The 23132-nt window shown below is 70.4% G+C and carries 20 protein-coding genes and 1 pseudogene; 13 read left to right on the top strand and 8 right to left on the bottom strand.

Annotated features, from left to right (window positions below):
• Positions 1–116: 116 nt before the first annotated feature.
• Both murJ and AB0M36_RS19400 read right to left on the bottom strand, forming a co-directional pair.
• Positions 117–2027 (bottom strand): murein biosynthesis integral membrane protein MurJ, encoded by a 1911-nt coding sequence (gene murJ / locus AB0M36_RS19405; RefSeq protein WP_364159294.1) that lies wholly within the window; start codon positions 2025–2027, stop codon positions 117–119.
• An 89-nt stretch (positions 2028–2116) separates the two neighbouring features.
• A complete protein-coding gene (locus AB0M36_RS19400; protein WP_364159649.1) occupies positions 2117–3016 on the bottom strand; it encodes a hypothetical protein in 900 nt (299 codons plus the stop codon).
• A 74-nt stretch (positions 3017–3090) separates the two neighbouring features.
• On the opposite strand from AB0M36_RS19400, the gene AB0M36_RS19395 reads away from it, so the two are divergent.
• Genes AB0M36_RS19395 through AB0M36_RS19385 form a run of 3 tightly spaced genes read left to right on the top strand, consistent with a single transcriptional unit; the run spans position 3091 to position 5545 of the window.
• Positions 3091–4518, top strand: a complete 1428-nt coding sequence (locus tag AB0M36_RS19395) for a CCA tRNA nucleotidyltransferase (protein WP_364159291.1) — start codon at positions 3091–3093, stop codon at positions 4516–4518.
• A gap of 44 nt (positions 4519–4562) precedes the next feature.
• Positions 4563–5012, top strand: a complete 450-nt coding sequence (locus tag AB0M36_RS19390; RefSeq protein ID WP_364159647.1) for a methylated-DNA--[protein]-cysteine S-methyltransferase — start codon at positions 4563–4565, stop codon at positions 5010–5012.
• Positions 5013–5041: 29 nt separating this feature from the next.
• Positions 5042–5545, top strand: a complete 504-nt coding sequence (locus AB0M36_RS19385; RefSeq protein WP_364159288.1) for a hypothetical protein — start codon at positions 5042–5044, stop codon at positions 5543–5545.
• A gap of 144 nt (positions 5546–5689) precedes the next feature.
• Here the strand turns inward: AB0M36_RS19385 and AB0M36_RS19380 are convergent, their stop codons facing one another.
• Both AB0M36_RS19380 and AB0M36_RS19375 read right to left on the bottom strand, forming a co-directional pair.
• Entirely contained in the window at positions 5690–6769 is a 1080-nt protein-coding gene (locus AB0M36_RS19380; protein WP_364159645.1) for an inositol-3-phosphate synthase, read from the bottom strand.
• Positions 6770–6789: 20 nt separating this feature from the next.
• Positions 6790–7449: a PadR family transcriptional regulator gene (locus tag AB0M36_RS19375; protein WP_364159285.1), complete on the bottom strand. Its 660-nt coding sequence runs from the start codon at positions 7447–7449 to the stop codon at positions 6790–6792.
• 272 nt (positions 7450–7721) lie between these two features.
• Here AB0M36_RS19375 and AB0M36_RS19370 point away from each other — a divergent pair, with 272 nt between their 5' ends.
• The 4 genes from AB0M36_RS19370 to AB0M36_RS19355 all read left to right on the top strand — a co-directional run bounded on the left by AB0M36_RS19370 (position 7722) and on the right by AB0M36_RS19355 (position 13175).
• Positions 7722–8192: a DUF5318 domain-containing protein gene (locus AB0M36_RS19370; protein ID WP_364159282.1), complete on the top strand. Its 471-nt coding sequence runs from the start codon at positions 7722–7724 to the stop codon at positions 8190–8192.
• A 405-nt stretch (positions 8193–8597) separates the two neighbouring features.
• Positions 8598–11129 carry a transglycosylase domain-containing protein gene (locus AB0M36_RS19365; RefSeq protein ID WP_364159279.1) on the top strand — a complete coding sequence of 844 codons (2532 nt, stop codon included), beginning with the start codon at positions 8598–8600 and terminating at the stop codon, positions 11127–11129.
• A gap of 117 nt (positions 11130–11246) precedes the next feature.
• Entirely contained in the window at positions 11247–12752 is a 1506-nt protein-coding gene (locus AB0M36_RS19360) for a glycosyltransferase 87 family protein (protein ID WP_364159276.1), read from the top strand.
• Positions 12753–12896: 144 nt separating this feature from the next.
• Positions 12897–13175: a hypothetical protein gene (locus AB0M36_RS19355; RefSeq protein WP_364159273.1), complete on the top strand. Its 279-nt coding sequence runs from the start codon at positions 12897–12899 to the stop codon at positions 13173–13175.
• 112 nt (positions 13176–13287) lie between these two features.
• Here AB0M36_RS19355 and AB0M36_RS19350 read toward each other — a convergent pair whose 3' ends face one another.
• Both AB0M36_RS19350 and AB0M36_RS19345 read right to left on the bottom strand, forming a co-directional pair.
• On the bottom strand, positions 13288–14277 hold the full coding sequence (locus AB0M36_RS19350; RefSeq protein ID WP_364159681.1) for a hypothetical protein: 990 nt from the start codon (positions 14275–14277) through the stop codon (positions 13288–13290).
• Between the two features lie 591 nt (positions 14278–14868).
• Positions 14869–15543: pseudogene (locus AB0M36_RS19345) on the bottom strand (hypothetical protein); the annotation flags it as partial.
• 27 nt (positions 15544–15570) lie between these two features.
• Between AB0M36_RS19345 and AB0M36_RS19340 the strand changes: the two are divergent.
• A complete protein-coding gene (locus tag AB0M36_RS19340; protein ID WP_364159270.1) occupies positions 15571–15885 on the top strand; it encodes a hypothetical protein in 315 nt (104 codons plus the stop codon).
• A 785-nt stretch (positions 15886–16670) separates the two neighbouring features.
• Here the strand turns inward: AB0M36_RS19340 and AB0M36_RS19335 are convergent.
• Positions 16671–17447 (bottom strand): deoxyribonuclease IV, encoded by a 777-nt coding sequence (locus AB0M36_RS19335; protein WP_364159267.1) that lies wholly within the window; start codon positions 17445–17447, stop codon positions 16671–16673.
• Positions 17448–17573: 126 nt separating this feature from the next.
• Here AB0M36_RS19335 and AB0M36_RS19330 point away from each other — a divergent pair, with 126 nt between their 5' ends.
• The 5 genes from AB0M36_RS19330 (at position 17574) to rplI (ending at position 20494) form a co-directional block, all read left to right on the top strand.
• Positions 17574–18548: a hypothetical protein gene (locus AB0M36_RS19330; protein WP_364159264.1), complete on the top strand. Its 975-nt coding sequence runs from the start codon at positions 17574–17576 to the stop codon at positions 18546–18548.
• Positions 18549–18837: 289 nt separating this feature from the next.
• Entirely contained in the window at positions 18838–19128 is a 291-nt protein-coding gene (rpsF, locus tag AB0M36_RS19325; RefSeq protein ID WP_364159261.1) for a 30S ribosomal protein S6, read from the top strand.
• Positions 19129–19194: 66 nt separating this feature from the next.
• Positions 19195–19752 (top strand): single-stranded DNA-binding protein, encoded by a 558-nt coding sequence (locus AB0M36_RS19320; protein ID WP_364159258.1) that lies wholly within the window; start codon positions 19195–19197, stop codon positions 19750–19752.
• 38 nt (positions 19753–19790) lie between these two features.
• On the top strand, positions 19791–20030 hold the full coding sequence (rpsR, locus tag AB0M36_RS19315) for a 30S ribosomal protein S18 (protein WP_007073789.1): 240 nt from the start codon (positions 19791–19793) through the stop codon (positions 20028–20030).
• A gap of 14 nt (positions 20031–20044) precedes the next feature.
• Positions 20045–20494 carry a 50S ribosomal protein L9 gene (gene rplI, locus AB0M36_RS19310; protein WP_364159255.1) on the top strand — a complete coding sequence of 150 codons (450 nt, stop codon included), beginning with the start codon at positions 20045–20047 and terminating at the stop codon, positions 20492–20494.
• 70 nt (positions 20495–20564) lie between these two features.
• Here rplI and AB0M36_RS19305 read toward each other — a convergent pair.
• A partial coding sequence (locus AB0M36_RS19305; RefSeq protein ID WP_364159252.1) for a hypothetical protein occupies positions 20565–23132 on the bottom strand: 2568 nt, incomplete at its 5' end.

Genomic DNA, 23132 nt, shown 5'->3' with positions numbered 1-23132 from the left:
CACAGGTCATCCCCACGCGGGGTACCCGTCAGAGGCCGTACGCCGGCATTGTTCGAGCCGGTCGGCGCGGCGGACCCGGCTGTTCAGCGGGTTATCCACAGCCTTGTCCACAGCGATCAGCGCCCGATTTTTCGGCGTACCGTCCCGATGACCTGATGTACCTCGCGGACCTTGAGGAGCGCGGCCGTTGCCAGGTAGACCAGCATGATCACCCCACCGCCGACCGCGACCTGCAATGCCGCGGCGGGGCGTCCGGGCGTGTCGCCGCCCGGCAGCAGGTGGACCACCAGCAGCCCGGCCGCCGCGGCGACCGCCGCCGCGGCCAGCACCTTCAGCAGCCCGCCGACGACCGAACCGAGGTTGAGCCGACCGATCCGGCGCCGCAGCAGGCTCAGCGAGATCAGCGCCGAGACCAGGTAGGAGACGGCGTTGGCGGCGGTCATGCCCGCCGCGGTGAGCGACTGCCCGAGAACCTCGGCGACGATGAAGTAGCCCGCGATCCGCAACGCCACCACCGGCATGTTGATCAGTGCGACGGTGCGGTTGCCCTGGAGCGCGTAGAAGGTGAAGGTGCACAGGTAGCTGACCGACAGCGGGATCACCGTGAACGCGGCGACGGCGAGCACCCCGCCGGTGGCGAATGCCTGGTCGTAGCTGAGCGCGCCGCCCTGGAACAGGGTGACCGCGATGGGCACGCCGAGGACGCCGTACACGACGCAGATCGGGGCGAGAGCCGTCGTGGTGAGTCGGATGCCGCGGCTGAGGTCGGCGCTGACGTCCGCGTAGCGGCCCTCGGCGGCGGCCGCGCTCATCTTCGGCAGCAGGGCGGTCATCACCGACACGCCGATGATGCCGTGCGCCATCATCGTGAGCAGGAAGACGTTGTTGTAGGCCAGCAGGCTGGCATTGCTGTCGCCGGCGATGCCGCTCAGCATCCGGGCGACGAGGAAGACCGAGATCTGGTTGACGCAGACGTACACCAGCATCCAGCCGGCCAGCCCGCCGACCTCGCCGAGGCCGAGAGCCCGGGGGTTCCAGCGCCAGCGGAAGGTGAAGCCGACCTTGCGCAGGGCGGGCAGCAGACCGGCCGCCTGCACCACCATGCCGAGGAGGGTGCCGCCGCCGATCAGGGCGATCCGGCCGGGCGTCATGTCCTTCGGCGTCAGGCCGTCGGCCGTGCCGAAGAACAGGATGAACGCCCCGCAGCTGGCGATGACCACCAGGTTGTTGAGGATCGGCGCCCACATCGGCGCGGCGAAATGCCCGCGCACGTTGAGGACCGCACCGATCAGGGCCGACAGGCCGGTGAAGAAGATGATCGGCAGCATCAGGTACGACAGCGAGGTGACCAGGTCCTGGTAGCCGGCGGTCGCCCGGGAGCTGGACTGGATCGTGGTGATCACCGGGGCGGCCACGGTGACCAGCACGGTCGCCGCGCCGAGCGCCACCACCGCCAGGGTCAGCAGCCGCTGGGTGAAGAGCTCGCCGCCGTCCGGGTCGGCCTTGCGCCGGCGCACCAGCAGAGGGATCAGGACGCTGGACAGGACGCCGCCGAGCAGCAGCTCGTAGACCTGCATCGGAAGGAACTGGGCGCTGGTGTACGGGTCACCGATCGCCTTGCCGAGCGTCATGCCGATGAGCATGTTGCGGACGAACCCGATGAGCCGGCTGACCAGGCTCCCGGCCGCCATGATGGCGCTGCTGCCGGCCGTGCCGCGATCCTCGTCGGCGGGGCGTTCCTCGGACGCGTCGGCGGCGTCCGCTTGGGCCTGTTTGCCGTCGGTCCTGCTGCCATAAACAGTGCCGCCGCCGATGCCTCCGCTTCCGCCGCCAGAGGCGCCGCCGTAGACGGTGCCGCCGGTCGGTTCGGTGCCCGTCGTCGGGATGAACTCGGGTGGGAGCGCCTGGTCGCCGGCAGCGGCGGGAAGGGTGCCCGTGCTGTCGACGGAGATCACCATGGCGCCGTCGGACGGCTCCGGCTCACCGTCGGGCGCGGCGTGCGCGCTGCGGTACAGGCCGCCGCTCACCAAGACCTCCCCAGGGGTACGGATACAGAAGCCACCCTAACCAGGCTGGTCGCGACGCCCTACGGCGCAGCGGATCGCACCGCCGCCGGTCACACGTGGTGGCGCACCAGGGTGCCGGGCGTCGCCCCGGCCAACGTCTCGACCATCCAGCAGGCCTCCAGCGGGACGAGGGGCTCGCTGAGCGCGTCCAGCACGGTCGGATGGTCACAGCCGGCCTCGGTCAGCTCGCCGAGCAGGGCGCCGACCGGACGCAGGTCGCCGGTGTCGGCGATGTGCCGGGCGAGCGGGCGGACCGCCGCGTACCAATGTTCCTCGGGGAGCCGGGACAGTCGGCGTGCTGCCCGGCGTACCAACTCGGAAAGCCCTTCTTGCGGAAAGCGTGAGCCGCCGCGGACCTGGAGATGCGCGGGCGCCGGGAGGGTGTAGGCCGCGATCGCGGCCTCGTCGAGGACCTGCGGGGAGGGCACGGGCGGGCGAGGCCACCAGTCGTCGCCCGCGAAGAGCGGCAGCGGGGTCTGTTCCGGGCCGGCCGGCGTGGGAGCCGGCACGTCGCGGCGCAGCGAGCGGTACGCCGCCTCGCGCACCGCCGCGACCGTGGTCTCGTCGTCGTCCTCGGTGACCGGCGCGAACTGGCCCAGCAAAGCCACGACCAGGCCGGGATGCGGCAGCGTCGGATCCTCCAACGCGATCACCCGGGCGCAGAGCTCGAGCTCGTGCCACCGCAACGCCGCGGGCCACGGCCGGCCCGGCGCCGCCCAGCCGAGCTGCACCGGTTCGCTGGTCGCCGGTTCGCGCAGGCCCAGCGTCTGCTCGCCGGTGACCAGGTCAAGATCGAGCACGAGGCCGTACCCGCCGGTGATCGGCAGGTGGACGCGCAGCTCGACGGGATCGGGATCTTCGGCCGCGCCGGTGCCGTCCCGCAGGAAGGACCAGAAGCGGGGGTCCTCGCTGAGGCGGCGCAGCGCCTCGGAAACGGGCACGACACCCATCCTGCCCGTCGCGTCCGCGGACCGCCCACCCACCACCCATGACCGCACCGAAGGCTCGATACCCTGGTCGCCTCATGTCTGTCTTGAATAGGGCCCAGCGCAACGCCGTCCAGGAGTTGCTCCGGGTCTCCCCCGTCGCCGACGAGCTGGGGCGCCGCTTCGGCGCCGCCGGCCATGAACTGCACCTGGTGGGCGGTTCGGTGCGCGACGCGCTGCTCGGCCGCCTCGGTGACGACCTCGATTTCTGCACCGACGCGCGCCCCGAGCAGACCCTCGCCGTGGTCAAGGGTTGGGCCGACGCGATCTGGGAGACCGGTCGCGAGTTCGGGACGATCGGCATCCAGAAGGACGGGCTGCGGCTCGAGATCACGACGTTCCGCGCCGAGGCGTACGACGGGGTCACCCGCAACCCGGTCGTCGAGTACGGCGACAACCTCCTCGACGACCTGCGCCGACGCGACTTCACGATCAACGCGATGGCGGTCAGCCTGCCCGGGCACGTCTTCACCGATCCGTACGGCGGTCTCGAGGACCTGGCGGCCGGCGTGATCAAGACGCCGGCGCGGCCCGAGGAGTCCTTCGGCGACGATCCACTTCGGATGTTGCGGGCCGCCCGGTTCGCGTCGAAGCTCCGGTTCGCCATTGATCCGGCGGTGCTGTCCGCCATGTCCGCGATGGCCGCCGACCTCGACCGGATCACCGCCGAACGGATCCGCGACGAGTTCACCAAGCTGCTGTGCGGCCAGGATCCCGTGGGCGGCCTGCGTCTGCTGGTCGAGACGGGTCTCGCCGACCGGTTCCTCCCGGAGCTGTCCGGCCTCAAGCTGGAGATCGACGAGCACGCCCAGCACAAGGACGTCTACGAGCACACGCTGATCGTGGTCGCCAACGCCGTACGTCTCGAGGGCGACACCGGCCCGGACTTCATCCTGCGCATGGCGGCGCTCATGCACGACGTCGGCAAGCCGGCGACCAAGGCGGTCGGCCGTGACGGGCGGGTCAGCTTCCACCATCACGAGGTGGTCGGCGCGCGCCTGACCAAGCAGCGGATGAAGGCCATGAAGTACCCCAAGGACGTGATGTCCGAGGTGGTCGAGCTGGTCGCGCTGCACCTGCGTTTCTACGGGTACGGCCGGGGCGAGTGGACCGATTCGGCGGTCCGGCGATATGTGACCGACGCCGGCGACCTGCTCCCCCGCCTGCACAAGTTGACCCGGTCGGACTGCACGACGCGCAACCGGCGCAAGGCGGCGGCGCTGGCGGCGGACTACGACGCGCTCGAGGAGCGGATCGCCCGCATCCAGGCCCAGGAGGACCTGGCCCGGGTCCGGCCCGACCTCGACGGCAACGCGATCATGGAGCTGCTCGGCGTGCCGCCCGGCCCGATCGTGGGCCAGGCCTGGCGGCACCTGAAGGAGCTGCGGCTGGACCGCGGCCCGCTCGACCGCGACGAGGCCGAGGCGGAGCTGCTGCGCTGGGCCCGCGAGAACGGCCACATCTGACGGATGTCATACCCGAGGAGCACAATCCTCGGGTGCGGCATCTCATGGACTCACCCATCGGCCCGCTCGGCGTGGAGCTCGACGCCGGGACGGTGATCGGTGTCCGCTTCGGCGCCTCTTCCTCGTGGGCGAGCGGCTCCCATCCGGTCCTCGACGAGCTCGCCCGCTACTTCGCCGGAACGATCACAGACTTCGCCGTGCCGGTGGAGCTGCGCGGCGGGTCGGATTTCGAGCGTGCGGTGTGGGGTGAGATCGCCCGCGTCCCCTACGGCGAGATGCGGACCTATGGCGCCATCGCGACGGCTCTCGGCGATCCGGGGGCCGCGCGGGCGGTCGGCACGGCCTGCAACCGCAACCCCGTGCCGGTGATCGTGCCGTGCCACCGGGTGGTCGGGGCGGGCGGCAAGCTGGTCGGCTTCGGTGGCGGACTGCCGCGCAAGCGACATCTGCTGGAGCTAGAGGCCCGCGTCGCCCTCGAAAAGGCTTGGAGCTGAAGCATGCGCGGAGTCGCCACAATGTCGCCATGACCGAAACGAACGTGCGGCACAGCAAAGGCGCGGTCTCTGGGGTGAGGCTGCTGCTTGGTCCGGCGCTCGTCGGCGCGGTAGCGGCCGCCTGCACTGTGCCGGTGGTGCAGTCCGAGTCCAAGGTCGACTGTGTCCCGGACCCGGATGATCAGTTCCATTGCCTTGGAGAAGCGCTCGGATCGCTGGCTGCCAGCGCGTTCATGGTAGGGCTGATGGCCGCCGTGTGCTGGGTCGTGCTGGCAATGGTCATCGGTGCATGGCGCGCGCCGACGGTGACATTCGTCGGCGGTTTGACCGCCACAACGGGAGTCCACCTGTTCCGATTGTTCGTCGATGTCACCGCTGAGGAGCTGATCCTGTGCGCCGTCGTAGCGACGGCTGTCAGCTTCACCGGAGTCTCCGTGATGCTGCTACCCCGCTTGCCGAGAGCAGTCCGGATCTTGGTCGGCGGCACCCTCGTGACCGTGATCGTCTCGGCATTCTTGATACGTCCCTGGTGAACCCGCAGCCGGCGCGGACCTGAGCCGTCTTCTGCGGCCGGCATCGAGACCTGTGCCCGGTCGACGTCGAGGGCCGGATCGCCCGGTCGACGCCGAGGGGCCGGACCGTCCTGCGGTCCGGCCCCTCGAACTGCCGACGGCGACTCAGCTTTCGATCTCGCCCTTGATGAAGGCCTCGACGGCGGCGTGCGCGTCGTGGTCGCTGTACTGCACCGGCGGGCTCTTCATGAAGTACGAGCTGGCCGAGAGGATCGGACCACCGATGCCGCGGTCCTTGGCGATCTTCGCCGCGCGCACCGCGTCGATGATCACACCGGCGGAGTTCGGGGAGTCCCACACCTCGAGCTTGAGCTCGGCGTTCAGCGGGGTGTCGCCGAAGCTGCGGCCCTCGAGCCGGATGTAGGCCCACTTGCGGTCGTCGAGCCACGGCACGTGGTCCGACGGGCCGATGTGCACGTCGCTCTTCGACATCTCGTGCGGGATCTGGCTGGTGACCGACTGGGTCTTCGAGATCTTCTTGGAGACCAGGCGCTTGCGCTCCAGCATGTTCATGAAGTCCATGTTGCCGCCGAAGTTGAGCTGGTAGGTGCGCAGCAGCTCGACGCCCCGGTCTTCGAACAGCTTGGCCAGCGCGCGGTGCACGATGGTGGCGCCGACCTGGCTCTTGATGTCGTCACCGACGATCGGCAGGCCGGCGTCGGTGAACTTCTGCGCCCAGACGGGGTCGGAGGCGATGAAGACGGGCAGCGCGTTGACGAACGCGCAACCGGCGTCGATCGCGGCCTGCGCGTAGAACTTGGCGGCTTCCTCGGAACCCACCGGCAGGTAGGCCACCACGACGTCGACCTCGGCGTCCTTGAGCGCCCGGACGACGTCGACCGGCTCGGCCGACGACTCCTCGATCATCTCGCGGTAGTACGTCCCCAGGCCGTCGAACGTCGGTCCACGCTGGACGGTGACGCCGGTCGGCGGCACGTCGGTCAGCTTGATCGTGTTGTTCTCGCTGGCGACGATCGCCTCGGACAGGTCCATGCCGACCTTCTTGGCGTCCACATCGAACGCCGCGACGAACTGCACGTCGGATACGTGGTAGTCGCCGAAGGTCACGTGCATGAGACCCGGAACGCGGTCGTTGGGGTCGGCGTTGCGGTAGTACTCCACGCCCTGCACGAGGGACGAGGCGCAGTTACCCACACCGACGATGGCGACGCGGACGGAGCCCATCGCGTTTGCCTCCTTGTTCATCACGGCCGGTCCTGGTGCGGAGCCGGTGTTACGGGGGGTGCCCCCACCGCCTGATCGGCGGCGGAGATGGTGGTGCCGCCCTCCGCGCCGGCCGCGCTCGCGGCGTCGACGCAGGAAGGGGTACGGCCGGAGCGCTCGTTGGTGATGAGCTCCTCCAGCCAGCGGACCTCGCGCTCGCAGGCGTCCAGTCCGTGTCGCTGCAGTTCCAGCGTGTACGCGTCGAGCCGGTCCCCGGCGCGCGACAGCATGTCCCGCAGACCCTCCCGGCGCTCCTCGATCCGGCGCCGCCGGCCCTCGAGGATCCGCAGCCGGGTGGCCCGGTCGGTGCGGGAGAAGAAGGTGAAGTGCACGCCGAAGCCCGCGTCGTCGTAGGTCTCGGGCCCGGCCTGGGCGAGCAGGTCGGCGAACCGCTCCTTGCCCTCGGCAGTGATCTTGTAGACAACCCGGCCCCGTTTGCTCGTCATCGGCGGCACGATGTCGGTCTCGGTGGCCTGTTCGCTGATCCAGCCGGCGGCGTGCAAGCGCTTCAGCGTCGGGTACAGAGTGCCGTAGCTGATGGCCGCCCGGATGGTGCCGAGCTTGGTGGCGAGCTCTTTGCGCAGCTCGTACCCGTGCATCGGGGCCTCCTGGAGGAGGCCGAGAATCGCCAGTTCGAGCATCGCGGGCCACCTCCTTGGAGTCGATGTATCGGGCCGATACATCGTCACCGTAGATCGGGGTGCGAAGGATGGCAAGGCGGTGCCGGGCTGCTTGCCGGGCATGCCCTCCTTGTCCATAATTTGTGGCGGTGCTGTGGGTCATACTGGTTTTGCCGGGCATGCCCCTCCGGTCCCGGCCTCGCCGGGGCACATTCGGTCATGCCATGCGGTCGCCACGCCACGCTGCGTGATGGCGGTCGCCGTTCGGGTGCCGACCGCGTACTCTCTTCGCCATGCGCACGCAGCGGCAGGTCGTCGACTACTCGCTACAGAAGCGAGTGCTGCTGCGTGACCTGCACAACGGCAAGATTGGGACGCTCGAAGTCTGCGATGCCTCGCCGTACCTGAGAAACGCGGCTCGGTTCCACGGCGAGCCGACCGATGAGCGCTGCCCGGTCTGCCGCCGAGACAACCTCACCTTGGTGCACTACATCTATGGCGACGAGCTGAAGCAGTCAGCCGGCCAGGCCCGCAAGCTCGCCGAGCTGCCGGTCCTGGCGATGACACTGCGTGAGTTCCAGGTCTTCGTGGTCGAGGTGTGCCAGACCTGCGCGTGGAACCACCTGATCGAGCAGTTCCTGCTGGGCAGGGACGCGCTTCATCCCGACGAACCTCACCAGGGCGTGGCGGCTGCCGCCTCGTCCGCCTCGGGCCGCCACCACGAGACAGGGTCGTCGTCGCTTCGCCGGAAGGGTCGACAGTGATGGCCCTCAACGTCGCTAACGGCGACACGACCCCGACCGATACGGGCATCCAGCGCCGCGATCGGTCATTTTTGACATCCGTCAGGGTGGCTGCGGGGATGCAGCCCAAATTGTCCGCTCGTGGCGCTGCCGGCGTGAGCCCCTCCAGGGCTCCCCGGGTGCGCCACCGCGACCGGTAGGTGTAACCGAATGAACTCGTACGGCGATTCGCAGTCTGCACGCGCCCGGGCCCGAGTGCCCGGGCCGTCCGCTGCTTCCACGCCTGACGACGACCCGTCCGGCTACGACGAACGCCCCGCGCCCGACGCATACCGGCGCCCGGCAGGCGGACGCGCCACGGTCGGCGGCGCCGCTCCGCGTGGCGCCGCATCCGTCGGTTCCGCTTCCGTGGGCGGTCGTGCTTCCGTGGGCGGTCGTGCCTCGGTGGGCGGCGGCACTGTGGGTTCCGCCCGGGTGGGCGGCCGTGCCTCGGCACCCGTTGCCGCCGCGCCGGGCCGCGTCTCCGTCGCCCGCGCCGCGGTGCGTCCGGTGTCTCCCGCCGTCGGTGGCGGCGCGGGCCCGGACGAGCCGCACGGCCGTCGGGGTGAGGCCCAGAAGATCCTCACCAAGGCCGCCAAGCGTCGGCGCCGGACGAACATTCTGACCGCCGCGGCCGCCGTCGTGGTCATCCTGCTCGGCGTCGGCGTCGTCGGCGGAACCTGGTTCTTCGACGACGTCGAGCTGCCCGCCCAGCGGGAGGAGGCGCAGACCAACGTCATCCTCGACAGCAAGGGCGCGGTGCTGGCGAAGCTCGGCGACCAGAACCGCACGGTCGTCCCGCAAGCCAAGATCAGCGAGGTCGTCAAGCACGCCGTGGTCGCCGCCGAGGACAAGAACTTCTACCGGCACGACGGCATCGACTTCAAGGGCATCGCCCGCGCCGCCTGGAACAACTTCGTCAGCGACGACCTGCAGGGCGCGTCCACGATCACCCAGCAGTACGCCCGGTACGCCGCGGACCTCAAGGGCATCAACGTCAACCGCAAGCTGCGTGAGGCCGTCATCGCCCGCAAGCTTGAGGACAGGTACGAAAAAGACGACATCCTCGGCATGTACCTGAACTACATCTACCTCGGTGAGGGCAGGTACGGCATCGAGGCGGCGGCGCAGGGCTACTTCGGCAAGTCCGTGATGACGCCGCCGGGCAGCAAGAACGCGATCACGCCGTACGAGGCCGCGGTGCTGGCGTCGATCATCAAGCAGCCGAACCCGGACCCCGCCACCGGCCACAAGGGGTACAACCCCAACGTGAATCCGGAGGCGGCGAAGGGCCGCTGGGACTACACGCTGCAGAACATGCTCGAGGAGAAGTGGATCACTCCCGAGGTGTACGCGGCGCGTAAGTACCCCAAGGTCAAGCCCACGAGCTCCAACAAGTGCAAGACGTGCGCCGACGGCAAGCCGGTCGGCATGATCATGCGCCACGTCAACGCTGAGCTGCGCGAAATGGGCATCTCCGACGCCGAGTTCGAGCGCGGCGGCCTGACGGTCACCACGACGATCGACCCCGAGGTGCAGAAGGCCGCGGAGGAGGCCGGCTCGCGCAACAAAGAGAGCTCCCCGATGAACGGTCGGCCGAAGACCTACCAGGCCGCGGTCATCGGCATCGACCCGAAGACCGGGCGGGTGCTCGGCTACTTCGGCGGTGAGGATCCCAACGGCACCGACTACGGCAGCTACCTGAACGGCGACGGCACCGGCTTCAGCGGCCGCGGGCAGTCGCCCGGCTCGACCATGAAGATCTACACGCTCGCCGCCGCCCTCCGGGAGAACATCTCCTTCAAGACCACCTGGGACGGCACCAAGAAGCGCGCGAACGGGACGAAGATCAGCAACGCCGGCCGGACGCCGGGCGCGATCTGCCGCGGAAAGATCGAGTTCTGCGACCTGGAAACGGCGACCATCGAGTCGTACAACTTCCCGTTCTACTGGATCGCCGACGGCATCGGCCGCGAGAAGGTGATCGAGGCCGCCCGTGACGCCGGCCTCGAACACCTGTGGCCGGACGAGGGCCCGGTGGTCGACCTGAACAACACCAACGCCTCGACGTGGAAGAAGAAGGGCTACTTCGACAACGAGGTTGCCTTCGGTCAGTACCACGTCTCACCGCTCGAACACGCCCAGGGCGTGTCGACGATCGTCAACCGAGGCGCGCGCAACGACGCCCACTTCATCAAAAAGGTGGAGGCCGTCGATCAGGTGACCGGAAAGAAGAAGATCGTCGCGGCGGAGAAGTCCAAGCCGAAGCAGGTCTTCACCCAGGAACACATGGCGGACCTCGAGGGCGTCCTCGCGAAGATCCCCGGACAGTCCGGCAACAACCTGCGCAACGGCCGCCAGTCGATCGCCAAGAGTGGCACCTGGGAATTCGACGGAGGCAGCGGCGACTGCTGGTTCGTCGGCGGCATCCCGCAGCTGTCCGCAACCGTGTGGGTCGGCGGCTCCGGCAACAAGGTGAAGCTCAAGGAGCCCAACGGCGGCGACATGTTCGGCTCCGGCACCCCGGCGCAGATCTGGGAAGACTTCATCAACGCCGTGACCAAGGTGAAGGAGATGGAGCAGGAGCAGTTCCCGCCCCGTGTCCCGACCGGCGACGACAAGAGCCCGTTCGCCAACGGCAAGCAGCCGCCACCGCCGCCGGTGACCCAGCCCGGAACCAACCCGGGCCAGGGCCAGAACCCGGCCTGTGAGTTCCTGCCAGACCTGTGCCCGAACAACGGCGGCGGCAACAACGGCGGTGGCAACAACGGCGGTGGCAACAACGGCGGCCAGAATGACGGCGGCGGCACCAACGGCCAGAACAACGGTGGAATCGTCACCTTCCCCGGCGGCACAGGCAATGACACCGGCACCGGTGGCGGCCAGGTCGACGGGGACCGAGCGGACGGCGGAGGCTGACCCGTCGCACCCGATCTGCTGGAAAGGGCCCGTCGCCTCGGCGACGGGCCCTTTCCGTTCGCATGTCGCTTGTGCTGAAAGACCATGGATGGGAGGGATGCGGCATGATGCGGAGTCATGAGCGCGCCTTCTCCGGACACCGACCGGACCGATCTGCCCGCCGAATCGGACGGGTTCGTCCGCGGCCTCTCGCAGGCAATCGGCGGACCGGTCGGCGAGCACGCCGTCCCGCCAACCTCGCGCCGCGGCCACTTCTGGACGGCGCAGCGCATCATCCTCGCCCTGGTCTGCCTGGTCCTGGCGGCCAGCTGGGTGCAGAAATCACCCTGCCAGGACGGTGACTGGCAGAAGAACGTCCAGTACACGCGCTTCTGCTACACCGACGTGCTGGCGCTCTACTACGCGGAAGGCCTGAACGAGGGCAAGGTCCCATATCGGGACCACCCGGTCGAATATCCGGTCGTCACCGGTTACTTCATGGGCGCACTCGGCCTGCCGGTGCACGCCCTCGGTGAGCGATACCCGGCGATCAACCAGGGCAGATGGTTCTACAACGCCAACGCGCTGGTCCTCTCGATCCTCGCCGTCGCGTCCGTCGCCGTCCTCCTCGCCCTGCGCCGCCGCCGCCCGTGGGACGCCGCGATCTTCGCGCTGTCGCCGGTCCTCCTGGTCACCGCGACGGTCAACTGGGACCTGCTCGCCATCGCGCTGGCCATGTTCGGCCTCCTCGCCTGGGCCCGCCGAAAACCGCTGATCGCCGGCCTCCTCCTCGGCCTCGGCGGCGCGGCCAAACTCTGGCCCCTGTTCATCCTCGGCCCGCTGTTCGTCCTGGCCCTACGCTCCCAACGAATCCGCGCCTTCCTCCTCGCCCTCGGCGCGGCGGTGTTCGCCTGGCTGGCCACGAACCTGCCCATCGCCATCCTCTACCGCACGAGCTGGAACCGCTTCTTCGAACTCAACGACACCCGCCCGATCGACTGGGGCACCCTCTGGTACATCGGCCGCTACCTCGACGGCAAATGGGACACCGGAGCCGCCGGTGATCAAGGCCCGTTCCAATGGCTCAGCGACAACGTCTCGGCCCTCAACACCCTCACGTACGCCCTGACGATCCTCGCCTGCGCCGCCATCGGAGCGCTCTGCCTCCTCGCCCCCCGCCGCCCCCGCCTGGCCCAGCTCGCCTTCCTGGTGGTCGCCGCCTTCCTGATCTTCAGCAAGGTGTGGTCCCAGCAGTACGTCCTCTGGCTCCTACCCCTGATCGTCCTGGCCCGCCCCCGCTGGGGCGCGATCATCGCCTGGACCGTCGCGGAGATCGGCTACTTCGCCGCCTTCTACGCCGAGCTCCTGGGAGCGGGAGGCAAACAGGTCATCCCCGAGGGCACATTCGTCCTCGCCTCGACCCTCCGACTGATCACGGTCGCGATCCTGTGCGCCCTGGTGGTCCGCGAAATCTGGCGACCGGAACTCGACGTGGTCCGCCGCATCTACCCGGACGACCCGGACGGCGGTGTTCTCAACGACGCACCGGACGCGAAATGGACCTCGACACTGCGCCAGAACCTGGGCGTAAGGGGCCGTGCCGGATCCACATCGGAGATCTTGGCGCCGACTTCGGTGGGATGACGGTCGCTGCTGGTGAGGTTGTCGATTGCTTGTCGGGTGTCGCTTGACGGGTAGGTCAGCGGGGGCCTGCGGTGCCGGCGGTGAGTACCGGGCCGGCTGTCCGTTGGTTGCTGGTCGGCCGTCGGTTCTTCGTCGGGTGGGCGATTGCTGTTCGTCTCCGCACGGCCGACGATCCCCGTCCCCCTCCCCGTCCCCGCCGTCCCCGTCCCCGTCCCCGCCGTCGCCGTCGCCGTCGCGGTCGCCGTCGCGGTCGCCGTCGCGGTCGCCGTCGCGGTCGCCGTTGCGGTCGCCGTCGCGGTCGCCGTTGCGGTTGCGGTCGCCGTCCTCGTCGCGGTCGCCGTCCCCGTCGGCGACCCGCCACCCGGTGACCCACGAGCGGCGACCCACGAGCGGCATTCCGCGTCGCGTGTTCGTTGGCGTTAGCCGGTGTGGGGTTGTTGCGCGATCTGGGCCGCGCGGGGCCTTGCGTTGGGTGATGTCCGGTGATGAGCGTCGGATGTTGTCCGGTGGTGAGCTGGACGTGGGGCGACGATCGTCAGCTAAGGCGGAAGAGCACCGAGTTCTCGTCGAGGTCTTCGCGGGTGATGCCGAGCGCGTCCACGGGCCGGTCGCCCGCGCGGTCCCACGGCGTACCGGCGGCCTCGGTCCGGAGCAGTAGAACAGTGCCGACGCCGAGCGAGCGGAGATACTGCACGCTGGTCGCATCCGGGAAACTCGTCACCGAACGGCGCAACTCCGCCTGGTGCTGGGGCGCGAAACCGCCGCCACCGTTGGCGATCTTCTGGAAGCGACTCGTCGACCACAGCATCACCGTCTGGTCGCTCAGCGCCGCGGTGGGCAGGACCAGCATCGGCCCGGTCACCGTACGCATCGCGGCAGGCTGCGCCGGCACCACGGGATGGGCGGTCGCGTTCCACCCTTCGAGCAACACCAGCAGCAACGGTACGAGCGTCGCCAGCCGAAGCCACGGCCCCGGCCGAGGCGGCATCCTCGAAGCCGCCAGCTGCTCGGCGCGGCGGACGAACTCGGCCACCGCGCCCGCGGCCAGGATCGCCAGGAACAGGGTGACCCAGAGCATGAGCCGTCCCGGGATGCGAACGCCGAAGGACCCGGGTAGGTGCCCGAAGAGCGGCAGATAGGTCCAGCGTCCGTCGAAGAACGTCGTGCCGAGAGTGAAGACCGCGCTGACGAGGACAGCAACGAGCAGGATCAGCCGATGCCACACGCGCCAGACCGAGAAGAACAACCCGACCAGGGCCAGGGCGTAGAGCACGAAACCCGGCAACAGAGCCATCTCGGCGGACCACGCCAACGACTCCCGAGCCACGGCGTGCGGCGCGCCCCAGATGCGGGACTCAGCCGGCCCGATCAACAAACTGTGGATCGGCGGCGAGAAGAACGCGATCTCCGTCTTCGCCGGCGTAGTGTCGCCCACCCGCAGATAGGGAAGCGCGATGAGCGCGCCAACCCCCGCCAGGATCAGCACACCGAGCAGATCGGTGACCAGCAACCGCCACCCAAACACGGCCGCCTTCGCCGCCGCAGCAACTCCCGCCGGTGCCGCTACCGCCCCAGGAGTTGACGGCGCTGCCGTCGGCTGCGGCCCTGCTGTCCCAGTCGGAGCCGCTATCTCGGTCGGAGCCGTAGCCTCTGCCGCTGCGCCGGCCTTAGCCCCTGTCTCGGTCTTAGTCCCGTTGCCTGCCGCTACCCCGGCCGCAGCTACGGTTGTGGTTCCGGCTCCGGCCGCAGTCCCGGCTCCGGCCGCAGTCCCGGCTCCGGCCGCAGTCCCGGCTCCGGCCGCAGTCCCGGCTCCGGCCGCAGTCCCGGCTCCGGCCGCAGCTCCGGCCCCGACCGCTGCTCCTTCTCCGACCGTTTCTCCTGGTCCGGCCGCTGCTCCGGCCCCGGCCGCTGCTCCTGGCCTGGCCGCTGCTCCTACTGCGGCCGCCGCTCCGGCCCCGGGCGCTACCCCGGTCCCGGACGCAGCTCCTACCTCGGGCCCTGAACCGGACCAAGCCCCGGCAGTCGCCCCGGCCCCCGCTGTTGCCTCTATCGTGGCGTCGGCCGTTGTTGGAGACGCGGGCACCGCAGCCGCTGGCACTCGTCGCAGTCGCCAAAGCGGTAGCCGTAGCCGCCGCCACGGCCGTAGCCGACGGAACCATCGCAGGATGACGGCGCACGTGACGACTACGGCGAGGCCGGCGAGCACAAAGGCGAACGGCAACCCGAGCGAGAACCCAAGGCTGATCTGCCAGGCCGCGACGATCCACCCGGCCGCCGCCCAACCGGCGTGCCGTCGGCCGGGGCGGAATCCGTACCGCAGGGACCAGCCGTGTCCGCGTGCCAGCATCGCCAGGGCCAGCGGGATTCCACCGGCGGAGATGATGTCGAGGTGGCCCTCCTGGGCGAGTCGCCACGGCGCGTACGCGAAGGCGACCGCCCCGACCGCCGCGCCCGTTCGTCCGGCGCCTAGCTGGCGGACCAGGGCATAGCCGCCGATCGCCAGGAGAGCGTGGGCGAGGACGAAAAGGATGTTGTATCTCAGCACGGCGGCGAGCGGGCCGCTTCCGAGCATCCCGGCGGGCGCATAGCCGAGAAGGCTGTCGCCGAACGCGAAGCCGTAGCGCTCCGGGAAGAAGGCGTTGGCCTGCCACAGCCGCGCGGGATCGGTGAGGAGCACGTGCCCGGCCCAGGAGACCTGCCACGCCTGCCGCGACGGATCCCAAAGGTCCTGCGGGACGGTGTGCATCGGATAACGCAGCGTGGGCCACGTCATCATCACGGCCAGTAGCAAGGAACCGTAGACAACCAAGGCGTACTCGTGGATCAGAGCACGTCCAACCGCCCGGAAGACGCGACGGATGCGGCCGGGTCGGCGTTCGGGCGTCTGGACGAACGCGGTCCAGGGGTCGGGAGGAGCGCCAGGCGGCCGCGCCGTCGGCAACGCCTGCTTCCGGCGACGAAAGCGCCCACCGGCCGCACCAACGCCGCCGGGCATACCGCCGCCTCCGGCCGGGCCGCCTCCAGCCGGTTCTCCTCCGGCCGGGCCGCCTTCGGCCGGGCCGCCTCCAGCCGGTTCTCCCCCGGCCGGGCCGCCTTCGGCCGGGCCGCCTCCAGCCGGTTCTCCCCCGGCTAGGCCGCCACCGGCCAGTTCTCCTCCGGCCGCGCGGGAGCCATTGGGTGCATCGGAGCCGCCGGCCACGCCGGGCTGACCGCCCACGCCGGAGCCAACAGCCGCGCCCGGCTCCGCGAACGCGGTGGAGCCGCCAAACGAGGCCGAGCCTGCGGACACGGCGGAGCCGCTGATGTGGCCGTCGGTGGACTCATCGGCGATCTTGCTGCCCTTCGCATGAGTCTCGCCCGCCGTGGTGTCTGTCGCCAGGACGTCGGCGTCGGCGGGCCGAGGCGGCACAGCGGGCCGTAGCCCGCGTCCCATTTCCGCCGGGTCGGTCGCCTTCCCGCCGCGCCCGCGCCGCAGCCCGGCCCACCGCCGAAGTCGGGGCCGATCTTCCGCCCGCTCCCCCACCCCGGCCTCGGCTGAAGTCCCACCCTCGGCGGACCCAGCCGCGGTCGAACCAGCGGCGGTCGAACCAGCGGCGGTCGAACCAGCGGCGGTCGACCCAGCGGCAGTTGGACCAGACGTGGCTGGACCAGGCGCGGTCGGGCCAGGCGCGGTCGGGCCAGGAGCGGTGGGACTAGGGGTGGTCGGCACGGGATCGGACGCGGTGAGACCAGCCGTGGTCAGGCCAGGCGCGGACGGACCAGCTGCGGTCGGACCGGGATCTGGCGCGGTCGGACCGGGCGCGGTCGGACTTTCTACGTCGGGTGTGGTGGATTTCCGGCCCTCGGAAGAAGCCGCATCTCCCAGAGCATCGACCTGCGGCCGCTCGGTCGTCATCCCGCTCCCTCGTGCCGCTGGTTTCAGCTGCCTGCTCGCTCCCGCAGGAGAGCGATGTCCGCGGACTGGCCTTCGACTCCACCGGGGGTCTCGACGATCGCCGGGGCGCCCGCCGCTCGGATCGCCGCTACGACCAGCTCTGGGTCGATCTTGCCACTTCCGAGGTTGTCGTGGCGGTCCCGGCCCGAGTCGAAGGTGTCCTTGGAGTCGTTGGCGTGGATCAGGTCGATGCGGCCGGTGATGGACTTGACCCTGTCCACGATGTTCATGAGGTCTTCGCCGCCGGCGTGGGCGTGGCAAGTGTCCAGGCAGAAGCCCGCGCCGAACTCGCCGACGGCGTCCCAGAGGCGGGCGAGGTTGTCGAAGCGGCGGGCCATGGCGTTGTCGCCGCCGGCCGTGTTCTCGATGAGGATCGGGAGGGGGAGGCCGCCCTCCTTCTCCGCGTACGCGAAAGTCTTGCGCCAATTGTCGAAACCGACGGCTAGGTCATCGCCGGCGTTGACGTGACCACCGTGGACGATCAGCGCGCGGGCGCCGATCTCGGCGGCCGCGCGGGCGTGGGTGAGCAGCAGTTTGCGGCTGGGGATGCGAATGCGGTTGTTCAGCGTCGCCACGTTGATCACGTATGGCGCGTGGACGTAAATGTCCACGTCGGACGCCTTCAATGCCGCCGTGTCGGCCCGGGGTGCCGGGGCCTTCCATCCCTGCGGGTCGGCCAGGAAGAACTGGACGGCCTCGGCGCCGCGGGCGGCGGCTGCTTCGAGGGGATCGGCGGGGTCGACGTGGGCTCCGATGCGCATGGAGCGAGCCTACGACGCGGGTACGACGCTCACCCATCGTCGCGGGACGGCCACCGAGTGCGTCACCGTGCCGAACGAGGCGTCGTTAATCGAGGGTATTGCACCCAAAAGCTTGAGGATGGTGGCATGTCGCGGCAAGTCCGACACCGGGTGACAGCGATTGCGTTGGGCGGGTTTCTGCTGAGCGCGGCGATCGTCACGACGGGTACGGCAAACGCCGAGCAGACCGGCGAGGCCGGCCGGCAGGTCGTCTTCGAAGGCGGCGGAATGCTGGGCCTGTCCTGCAAGTCCACGCCGTCGGTGGGTTCGATGACCGTGCCTGCGGAGAGCACCGTACGGGTGGTCAACCGTACCGGCCATGGCGCGAACCTGCTGCTCAACGGCGCCTCGCAGGGTTCCATTCCAGACGATGGCGCCACCGAGGTGGTGTTCCGGCGCGGGACGACAGCGGTCACCCTCGACCCGAGCTGCGCGATCACCGACCAGGCCACGCCCGTGCTCGTCACGGCCACGCCGTCCGGCTCACCTGTGACGCCCAACCCGATCCCGTCGCCCTCGGACGGAGCCACCGGGGGCGGTGCCGCGGCGCCGTCCGGGCCGGATTCGGCGCCCACCCCCGGCGGCGGGTCATCGCAGCCGGCCGGCGGCATCCCCGCCACGCAGCGTCCGGCGGCGCCTGGCACGGTCGTCGTGCGGCCCGGCGCGGCGCAGCCGCCCGCGGTCGGCGGTCAGGCCGGCGCTCAGCCCGGGTCGATGCCGTTGGGCGGTCACGCTTCGCGATCCAAGACGACCATTTTGCGGGGTACGGCGGGAGGCGGCGTTCCCGGACTCTCCGGTATGCCGCAGGGTGGGGACGAAACGCTGCTCGCCGGCGTACCGACGGCGGATCAGGTGGCGACGACGGAGGCCGTGCCTGCCCAGGCGGCCGGACCGGCGATGGAGATCGCCGCGGCGGAGCCGGTCGCGGCGATGCGGCCGATGTCCGATCCGCGGCCGATCGGTCTGCTCGCGCTTGTCGCGGCGGTTTTAGTGCTCGGCGTCACAGTCGGGGCAATTCGGGCAATCGTGTCGCAACGTGCATCTCGGGCAACTGTCGCGTAGACTCATCGGCACAAGCTCCGCGGGGCGGCCGTTCCAACCTCATCGGTGTGGTCGTTCCTCCCCAGGTCCCACCCAGCGAATGCGGACCGGACGCCCCGCGGCTTCAGATCAGAGAGCCTCGTCCACGGACGGGGCTCTCTTTTTGGTTGCCCAGCTCGGCGCGGGTATGCTGACTCGGTTCGCAGTAGGCCGCCGTGGGTCAACCGCCCACGGTTTCTTTCTGCGAGCGACACAAGACCTCCTGCCACGGAGAGACCGTGGCCGTTCAGCCCATAGGAGGTGAGACGTCTTGCGTCATTACGAACTCATGGTGATCCTCGACCCTTCGCTCGAGGAGCGCACCGTCGCCCCGTCGCTCGAAACGTTCCTGAACGTGATCCGCAACGCGGGTGGCTCGGTCGAGAAGCTCGATGTGTGGGGCCGTCGCCGGCTCTCGTTCGAGATCAACAAGAAGTCCGAGGGCATCTACGCCGTCGCGGACCTGCAGGCTACGCCCGAGGCTGTGGCGGAGCTGGACCGTCAGCTCAAGCTGAACGAGTCCGTCCTGCGTACCAAGGTCATCCGGCCGGAGACCCGCTGATCCTCGTTTTTGTCGTAGGGCTCTGAGAGCCTTTGCGCGAACGAGAGAAGCGGCGAGGAGAAGATCATGGCAGGAGAAACCACCATCACGGTCGTCGGCAACCTGACCGACGACCCTGAGCTGCGCTTCACCCCTTCGGGTGCGGCGGTCGCCAAGTTCCGCATCGCGTCGACGCCGCGGACCTTGGACAAGCAGTCGGGCGAGTGGAAAGACGGCGAGCCACTCTTCCTCGCGTGCAACATCTGGCGTGACGCCGCCGAGCACGTCGCCGAGTCGCTACAGCGTGGCTCTCGGGTGATCGTGCAAGGTCGGCTGCGCCAGCGGTCCTACGAGACCCGCGAGGGCGAGAAGCGCACCGTCTACGAGCTCGAGGTCGACGAGATCGGCCCGTCCCTGCGCTACGCCACGGCGAAGGTGCAGAAGATGAGCAGGTCCGGTGGCGGCGGCGGCTTCGGCGGCGGCGGCGGTGGTGGCAACCGGCAGTCCAGCGGTGGCAGCGGAGGCGGGGGCGGCAACTCCTCCAACTTCGACGACCCGTGGGCGACGGCGGCCCCGGCCCAGGCCTCCGGTAACCGCTCCGGCGGTGGCGGCAGCTCCTCTTTCGACGACGAGCCACCTTTCTGAGCCCGTAACGGGCTTTCTTGAGTTCAGGAGTTAGATCAATGGCTAAGGCTGCGGCACTGCGCAAGCCGAAGAAGAAGGTGAACCCGCTCGACAAGGACGGGATCACCTACATCGACTACAAGGACACCGCTCTGCTGCGGAAGTTCATCTCCGACCGCGGCAAGATCCGTGCCCGCCGCGTCACCGGTGTGACCTCTCAGCAGCAGCGGCAGATCGCCCGCGCGGTCAAGAACGCCCGCGAGATGGCGCTCCTGCCGTACACGGCCACGGCGCGCTGAGGGGAGGCACCGAGATGAAGATCATCCTCACCCACGAGGTGTCGGGCCTCGGCACCCCCGGCGACATCGTCGAGGTCAAGAACGGCTACGGCCGCAACTACCTACTGCCGCAGGGCTTCGCGATCCAGTGGACCAAGGGCGCCGAGAAGCAGGTCACGGTCATCAAGCGGGCGCGCGACGCCCGCGAGATCCGCGACCTGGGCCAGGCCAACGAGGTCAAGGGCCAGCTCGAGGGCCTCAAGGTCACGCTGACCGCGCGCTCCGGCAACGGCGGCCGCCTGTTCGGCTCGATCACCCCTGCCGAGATCACCGACGCGGTCAAGGCCGCCGGCGGTCCGTCCCTGGACCGGCGCCGCCTCGAGCTGCCCGGCCACATCAAGACCACGGGCTCCTACACGGTCCAGGTCAAGCTCCACCCCGAGGTGACCGCGAAGTTCCCCGTGAACGTCGTGGCCGCCAAGTAACACCCGCGCCAGGAAAGCGCGTCACCCTCTCGGGGGTGGCGCGCTTTTTCTTTGGTACGGGATTTGCTCGTCAGCTCAGCGATTGGCCGGTGATGGCCGACGTCAACACCGTCGCGAGTCCACCGCCGACCACCGCCGACGCCAGTCCCACGCTCGCCGCCTTCCACGAGCCGCTCGCCCAGCGCAGGCCGACCGCCACCAGCATGCTCAGCACCAACGACAGGCCGAACTGCGGTGCCGCGTCCGCGAGCGTCCCCAGGGCGTGAACCCGCTGGTTGCCGTCGAGCACCAGCATGTAGAGCACGAAGAGCACCACCGGCACGCCGTACCAGACGACGGTGTAACCGACCGCCGCCAGCGGACCGCCGGACTCCTCCTCGAACTCCTCCTCCGGCTCCAGCAGATCGCTCTGCCGCGTGGAGGCCGCCGAGAACGTGCTGACCGGTCGGCGCTCGTACGTGCCCGCGGAGGAGGCCATGACCGCGCCGCGCGGCGGCCATTCGGTGTCCGGCGGGTTCTGCCAGTTCGCACCCGTACGCTCAATGACCTGCGTGATGCCCTCGGAAGCCGAGTTGGCGGCCGGCACCTTGACCGACGCCGAGGCCCCGGTCTTCGACGGCGGCCGGAACCGCACGAAGTCGCTCGTTCCGAAACGCCGCGACTCACCGTCGGCGAGGTCGCTCTCGGCGTGGAGCTCCCGACGCCAGTCTCCCGAGCCACCCGCCCGGTAGGTGGCTCCGCCCCGGCCCGGCTGATCCTGCCGTCCCGACGCCGGCTTGATCTGCGTGGCCGCCTCGTCGGAAGATCCCAGCCCACTCTGCTCGGCACGCAGCTTGCTGCGCCACGAGTCGGCCCGGGCCGCGGCCTGCGCGCCGGCACGCCAAGCGCCGGGCTCAGCGGAGACCGGCGCGGCGGGGCTATCGCGGCGTTGCCCTCCGCTGTATCCGGAGCCTCTTGCGCTGCGGGGGCCGGCACCGCGTTCGGTGCCGAGCCCCGGGTCGCGGCTGTCGCCGTCGTCGCGGTTGTCGCGGTTGTCGCGATCGTCGCGGGGGCCGGAGAGGCGCTCGGTGTCGAGCCCTGGCGCGCGCTTCCCGGGGTTGCGTTCGCGGTGGGGCTCTCGGCCGCTTTCCAGGTTGCGGTCGCCGCCGGGCTCCGGGTCGCGATCGCCGCCGCGGGTCGGGCTGCGCCTACCGCCCGGCCTGGCGGACACCGGCCGGGCTGCGCCCGCGCCGCCGATCTGCCGCCAGTCGGCCGGCGGTGCCGAGGCGGGAGCGTCGTCCGACGGCTCGGCACCGCGCCGCCGGCCGCCAGGGGCAGCGGACATCGGCCGGTCGTCGTCCCAGCGGCTGGGGGGTGCGTCGTCGTCACGGCGGCTGGGGGGTGCGTCGTCGTCACGGCGGCTGGGGGGTGCGTCGTCGTTCCAGCGGCCGGGGGGTGCCGACGTCGGGCGGTCGTCTGAGCGTGCCGGGGGTGCCGACGCCGGGCGGTCGTCCCAGCGGCCCGGGGCCGCGGAGACCGGGCGGGCCGCGGTGCCGGCATCGCGTTGCCGGGATTCGGGCTCGAACGGTGCTGGGCGGCTCGACACCGGTCGGGCCGCCGGTTCGTCGTCACGGCGGTGCACCTCGGGGGCGACCGGGGCTTCCGCCCTGGCGCCGAGCTGCAGCGGGCCCTCGGGGGCTCGTCGACGACCACCGGCTTGCCGACCGGGGGCGCCGTCCTCGTCGTCCGCGGCGCTCTGCCGGTGCGCGGACTCGCCCTCGCGGCCCTCACCGCGCCGCGCCGCTTCCCCGCTCTCGATCGCCAGCGGACCGCCCGGCACGCCGCCGCGGCGGGACCGGCGGCGTGGCCCGGAATCGTCGTCCCGGTCGTCCTCGTCGTCTTCGTCGTCGTCGGCCTCGGCGCGGTGCCATTGTCCGGTGTCGGAGTCGCGGAGCCAGACGTCGGACTCCGGGTCGCGGTGCCAACTTCCGGATTCCAGCTCGCGTTGCCAGCTGGTGTCGGGCTCGCGCCTGCGGGCGTACGCCGCGGCGCCGTCCCGGCGGGGTGCGCCCGCGCCGCGCTGAGCGTCCAGGCCGCGGCGGGGCTCACGCTGAACCTCCGGGCCACGCTGACGGCCGGGCCGGCGCCCGCGCGTGCTTTCGGGATCACGCTGCCAGCCGCCGGTGTCGTCGCCCGGGTCGGCGTCCCGGCGCCGCGGACCACCATCGCCGGTCTCGGCGTCGCGTTGCCATGAGCCTGGGGCGGATTCGAGCTCACGCTGCCAGGAACCGGTGTCGGAACGATCCGCCCGGCCGCGTCGGCCGTCGCCGCGCTGCTCCCGGCTCTCGTCGGAGTCACGTCGCCAGGAGCCCGTGTTGCCCTCGCGCGGCTGGAGCGGCATCGGGATGACGCCCGTCTCGGCGGCGCTGTGGGCCCACGGGTCGGCCGGCGGGCGCTGCTCGGCGTCTCTGCGGCGGGAGTCGGCGTTCCGCCATCCGTTACGGGTCTCCGGGCCATCCGCCCGGTCGCCCTTGCGCCAGTCGCCGCCGTCGGCCTGGTCGCCGCGCCAGTCGCCGCCGTCGGCCTGGTCGCCGCGCCAGTCGCCGCCGTCGGCCTGGTCGCCGCGCCAGTCGCCGCCGTCGGCCTGGTCGCCGCGCCG

It is taken from the genome of Actinoplanes sp. NPDC051346, from assembly GCF_040682215.1.
Classification (GTDB): domain Bacteria; phylum Actinomycetota; class Actinomycetes; order Mycobacteriales; family Micromonosporaceae; genus Actinoplanes.
This window is presented reverse-complemented; position numbering and strand designations above follow the sequence as displayed.

Coding starts and splice junctions, on each gene's coding strand:
- AB0M36_RS19400 (WP_364159649.1), bottom strand. CDS start 3,016: ATGGGTGTCGTGCCCGTTTCCGAGGCGCTGCGCCGCCTCAGCGAGGAC.
- AB0M36_RS19395 (WP_364159291.1), top strand. CDS start 3,091: ATGTCTGTCTTGAATAGGGCCCAGCGCAACGCCGTCCAGGAGTTGCTC.
- AB0M36_RS19390 (WP_364159647.1), top strand. CDS start 4,563: ATGGACTCACCCATCGGCCCGCTCGGCGTGGAGCTCGACGCCGGGACG.
- AB0M36_RS19385 (WP_364159288.1), top strand. CDS start 5,042: ATGACCGAAACGAACGTGCGGCACAGCAAAGGCGCGGTCTCTGGGGTG.
- AB0M36_RS19380 (WP_364159645.1), bottom strand. CDS start 6,769: ATGGGCTCCGTCCGCGTCGCCATCGTCGGTGTGGGTAACTGCGCCTCG.
- AB0M36_RS19375 (WP_364159285.1), bottom strand. CDS start 7,449: ATGCTCGAACTGGCGATTCTCGGCCTCCTCCAGGAGGCCCCGATGCAC.
- AB0M36_RS19370 (WP_364159282.1), top strand. CDS start 7,722: ATGCGCACGCAGCGGCAGGTCGTCGACTACTCGCTACAGAAGCGAGTG.
- AB0M36_RS19360 (WP_364159276.1), top strand. CDS start 11,247: ATGAGCGCGCCTTCTCCGGACACCGACCGGACCGATCTGCCCGCCGAA.
- AB0M36_RS19335 (WP_364159267.1), bottom strand. CDS start 17,447: ATGCGCATCGGAGCCCACGTCGACCCCGCCGATCCCCTCGAAGCAGCC.
- AB0M36_RS19330 (WP_364159264.1), top strand. CDS start 17,574: ATGTCGCGGCAAGTCCGACACCGGGTGACAGCGATTGCGTTGGGCGGG.
- AB0M36_RS19320 (WP_364159258.1), top strand. CDS start 19,195: ATGGCAGGAGAAACCACCATCACGGTCGTCGGCAACCTGACCGACGAC.
- rpsR (WP_007073789.1), top strand. CDS start 19,791: ATGGCTAAGGCTGCGGCACTGCGCAAGCCGAAGAAGAAGGTGAACCCG.
- rplI (WP_364159255.1), top strand. CDS start 20,045: ATGAAGATCATCCTCACCCACGAGGTGTCGGGCCTCGGCACCCCCGGC.